The 4,664-nt window shown below is 74.8% G+C and carries 1 protein-coding gene and 1 pseudogene; both read right to left on the bottom strand.

What is annotated here, in order from left to right; genetic code table 11:
• Window positions 1-1,713, bottom strand: a pseudogene (locus KS423_RS38930) (hypothetical protein); the annotation flags it as partial.
• 686 nt (window positions 1,714-2,399) lie between these two features.
• Complete coding sequence (locus tag KS423_RS38925) at window positions 2,400-4,517, bottom strand: bifunctional diguanylate cyclase/phosphodiesterase (RefSeq protein WP_224284459.1); 2,118 nt, start codon at window positions 4,515-4,517, stop codon at window positions 2,400-2,402.
• Window positions 4,518-4,664 lie beyond the last annotated feature (147 nt).

The following is a 4,664-nucleotide window of genomic DNA, read 5'->3' as shown; positions in this document are numbered from 1 at the left end:
CGGCAGCCGGTGCAGTGCGGCGGGCAGCGGCGAGAGCCGGCCGAGCAACCGCGCGCGCTCCTCGGGCCGGATGCTCAGCCAGACCGCCTGCCGGTGCGCCTCCTCGCGCTCCTCCGGGCTGAGTCCGTCGCCGCCGCGCCGGCCGCCGCCGACGGTGCGGGCCAACCGGTCCACCTCGGCCAGCACCTCCGGCAGTCCGGCCAGCGCGAGCAGCCGCGAGCAGTGCTCGCCCGCGCATTCGGGGTGGAAGCAGTCGTAGCGGGCGACCACGGCCGGCGCCCCGCCCCGGACCAGTTCGTCGATGAACTCGGCGCCGTCCGGTTCGGAGACGACGCGTTCCAGCCCGGTGGTGTCGATCGGACGGTCGCGGTAGTGCGCGACTGCGCCCGGGGCGAAGGCCGCGCCCAGGGCGAGCACCGCGACCGCCGCCACGGACTCGCGCCGGGAGCCGGGCGCCCGGGCCACGTCGGAGAGGTAGTGCAGGTCGAAGACGGTGTCCTCGACCTCGTCCCGCAGCCAGTCGCGCACCCGTTCCGCTCCCCCGGTGGAGAGCCAGCGGGCCGCCGCGCCGGAGTTCTTGAGCAGCGCCTCGGTGAGCCGGACCGGGTCGGTGAACGGGTTGCCGAGGAAGGTGACCGGCCGATGCGCCCGGGCCTGTGCCTGCGGCCGGCGACGGATCACCTCGGGGGTGCCGCCGGCCAGCCAGCTCCGGACCTGCGACGCGGTCCAGCGGTCCTCCGGCTTCTTGGTGAACAGCCCTTGGAGGAGCAACAGTTGGCGCGGGTCACGGACGGCGCCGAGGTCCACCTCCTCGCCCATGACCAGTTCCAGCTCCAGCTCCTGGTCGGCCGGGCGCTCGCCGTCCGCGCCGACGAAGCGCGGGCGGCCGACGAACAGCTCGTACAGCACGTTGCCCAGCCCCCACCAGGGACCGGCCTGGTGGTTCTTGCCGGCCAGCTGCTCGGGAGCCATGTAGGCGACGGTGACCATCATCGCGGAGGTGAACCGGCGGCTGTCGGTGAGCCGGTCGACGCCGCCGAAGTCGGCGATCACGAACTCCCCGGACCCGCTGCCGGGCCGCACCAGGATGTTGGCGGGCTTGAAGTCCAGCGGGTTGCGCTTGATCCGCTGCTGCCAGAAGTCGAGCAGGGCGACGAGCTCGTAGACGATCTGCTCGGAGGTCCGCCGGTCGCCGTTTCCGCCCGCCCGCCACAGCTCGGCGACGTGCGCGGCGAGGGTGACCGGCAGGTACTCCATGGCCACCCAGTCGACCTGGGCGCCGTGGTGGCGGACCCGGCCGAAGTCGATCAGGTGCGGGACGTGCCGGCGGAAGCCGTCGTTGCGCAGGTGGGCGAGTAGGTCGTGGTCCATCGGCTGACCGGCGACTGCCACCTTGACGGCCGCGTCGCCACCGCCGTCGGTGCGTCGGACGTACCAGACGGTGCCCTCGGAGCCGGCCCCGGCCCGGCCCAGCGGGATGAAGCGGTTCCGCAGGGCGTCCGGGAAGGCGCCCTCGAACGATCCGTCGGCGCCCAGGACGTCACCGAACCCGCCTTCGGGGCCGCCCGACCTGCCACCCGGCGCTCCGCCCGGGCCTGAGCCCGGGCCTGCGCCGGGACCACCGCCCGGAGCGGGGCCGCCGGGCCCGATGCTGTCCTGCCAGGAGGGCGAGCCGCCCCCGGTTCCCGACCGGGGCCGGACGACCTCGGTCACCGCCTCCGAATCGGCGCCTCCCGGATGCCCCGGTCGGCCCGGCCGAACCTCCGTCCGGGCGTGCGGGTCGTACCGCGGTTCGGCATCCGGCTTCCGGCGGGTGGCAGCCTCCGGGTCGTACCGCGGCTCGACGCCGGATATCCGGCGCGTCGCGGCCTCCGGATCGAAGCGCGGCGGGGTGGCGGGCGCCCGGCGGGTCGCGGCCTGCGGGTCCACCCGGGTCGGCGGGACGGACCCGAGCCGGGACGACCGGTCCGGGGCGGCGTCGGAGCCGCGCCAACGCCCTCGGGACCACCGCTCCACCCTGCTCCGCGGCGGATTCCCCGGCTCGGCTCCGGCGGCCGACCGGGGCCTCGGCCCGCGCCGATCGCCCTCGGCCGGGTCCGCGTCCTCCGTCGTGCCCATGCGACGCTCCCCTCCCCCGCAGCCCGGACCGGCGCGGGGCCGTGAGCGTGGGCGCACCGGTGCCGGGGTGGTGAATTCGACGCGTCATCATCCCGCATGGCGGGCAGGGGTGTCGGGCGCTTTTCCGGATCAGGACCGACCCACCGCAGGACCGGTACCGAAGCACCCGTCCGCAACGGGGAACCGGCGCCGTCGACGCCGCGGCGGGTACGGTGCCGCCCGCACGCAGCCGCACCGCAGGCCGCACCGCGGTCGGTGAGCAGCCGGACCGCAGCGGGCTCTCAGCGCTCCTCGACCGGGCGCCCGTTCGGCTCCTCCACGATCCGCCGGGCGATCTCGCCCGGCGGCACCGGGCGCCCGAAGTGCCAGCCCTGCGCCCAGTCGCAGCCCAGGGTCCGCAGCCGCTCGGCGTCCCGGCGGGTCTCCACGCCCTCGGCGGTGACGTTCAGCCCGAGCGCGTGCGCCATGGACACCAGTCCGCTGACGATCCGCCACCCGGTGGACTCGTCCTTCCCCGGTTCGTGCAGGTCGCCGACGAAGGAACCGGCGATCTTCAGCCCGGAAACCGGCAGGTCGCGCAGGTAGGCGAGGTTGGACCAGCCTGTGCCGAAGTCGTCCACGGCCAGCGACACCCCGAGGTCGACCAGCCCGTGCAGGGTGCGCAGCGCCTCGTCCTCGGGCCCGACCACGGTCGACTCGGTGATCTCCAGCTGCAGCCGGGCCGGGTCCAGTCCGGTGTTGTCGAGGATCCGGCCGAGGTCGCTGACCAGGGCTGCACTGCGCGCCTGCCGGACCGCCAGGTTGACGTTGAGCTGCGGGGCGGCGTCGCCGTACTGCTTGATCCAGTCCGAGGCCTGGCCGCAGGCCTGCTCCAGCACCCAGCGGCCGAGCGGCATGATCAGCCCGGTCTCCTCGGCGGTGGTGACGAACTCGTCCGGGCCGAGCACCCCGAGCTGCGGGTGACGCCAGCGCACCAACGCCTCCACGGCGGCCAGCCGGCCGTCCGCGAGGCGGTAGAGCGGCTGGTAGTCGATGAAGAACTCGCCGCGGTCGAGGGCCGCGGGCATCCGCACCGACACCGCGTAGCGGCTGACCGCCCGGGCGTTCTCCTTGGGGTCGAACAGGGTCCAGCGGCCGCGACCGGCCTCCTTGGCGCGGTACAGCGTCAGGTCGGCGGCGCGGACGGCCGCGCCCGGGGTGGTGGTGGACACCCGCCGCTCCAGCACGCCGACGCTGGCGCCGACGGCGAGCTTGTGGTCGCCGATCAGCACCGGCCCTGCCAGCGCCTTGAGCACGGTCTTCGCAGCGGCCACCGCTTCCTGCTCGCCCCGGCACTTCTCCAGCAGGACGACGAACTCGTCGCCACCGAGCCGGGCCACCAGGTGGCCGAGCGGGCTGAGGGCGGCCTTCAGCCGGGCGGCGACGGCGGCCAGCAACTGGTCGCCCATGTCGTGGCCGAGGCTGTCGTTGACCACCTTGAAACCGTCGAGGTCGACGTAACAGAGGCCGAAGCGGGCGCCCGGCTCGGGCTCCTCGAACAGCTTCTCCAGCCGCTCGAAGAAGGCCGCGCGGTTGGGCAGGCCGGTCAGCGGGTCGTGGGTGGCCTGGTGGCGCAGCCGCTCCTGGAGCCGGTAGCGGTCGGTGACGTCCTCCAGCATCGCGACCTGGTACTGCGGGGAGCCGTCATCGTCGCGGATCAGCGAGACGGTCAGGTGGGTCCAGACCACCTCGCCGTCCTGGCGGTAGTACGGCTTGTCGAACTGGAAGTAGTCCCGCTTGCCGCTGATCAGCTCCTCGTACGCCTCCCACACACCCGGGGTGTCCTCGGGGTGCACGAGGTCGCCGACCCGGCGGCCGATCATGTCCTCCGGGCCTGCGCCGAACAGCCCCTGGAGGGCCTTGTTGACCGCCATGATGTTGCCGTCGGTGTCGCCGATGCCGATGCCGATCGCGGCGCTCTCGAACAGCGCCCGGAACCGGGCCTCGGAGGCGCGCAGCGCCCGCTCGGCCTCCTTGCGGGCGGCGTCGGCGGCGGTGCGGATGGCCTCCTGCTCGGTCAGCGTGCGTTCGCGCAGGGCGGCCGCCCAGCCGGCCGCGAAGGCACCGGTCAGTGCCGGGCCGCGGTCGTCGTGGACGGGCTGGGACTGGAGCAGCTCGACCGCCCGGGCCAGCAGCACCGGGTCGGTGAAGTGGGCGTCGACCAGTTCGGCGCCGGCCTGCGCGGCCAGCCGCGGCTCGAACGGCTCGTCCTCCTGGGCACGGTGCAGCAGCGCGGCGGTGCGCGCGACCAGCCGGCCGAGCAGGCCGGGGTGGACGGCGATGCCGTGGTCGGCGGAGAGCAGCCGGGCCCAGTCCTCGTGGAACCGCTCCGCCTTGCCGCGCACCGGGGTGGTACTCATCTGCTGAACCTGGTTCCTCTGCTGTGCGCGCCGGTTGCGGCGGGCCCGGCGACGGCCGCTCGGCCCGTACCGCGGCCGTGCACACCGCGCTCGCGGGTTCCGCGGCCGTGCGTCTCACGGCCGCGGATCCCGCGGTCGCGAGTCCCG

The sequence above is a fragment of the Streptomyces sp. LS1784 genome, assembly GCF_020103755.1.
In the GTDB taxonomy this organism is placed as follows: Bacteria; Actinomycetota; Actinomycetes; order Streptomycetales; family Streptomycetaceae; genus Kitasatospora.
Note: the sequence above shows the minus strand (reverse complement) of the source record. Positions and strands in the feature narration are given on the sequence as shown.

Coding starts and splice junctions, on each gene's coding strand:
- KS423_RS38925 (WP_224284459.1), bottom strand. CDS start 4,517: ATGAGTACCACCCCGGTGCGCGGCAAGGCGGAGCGGTTCCACGAGGAC.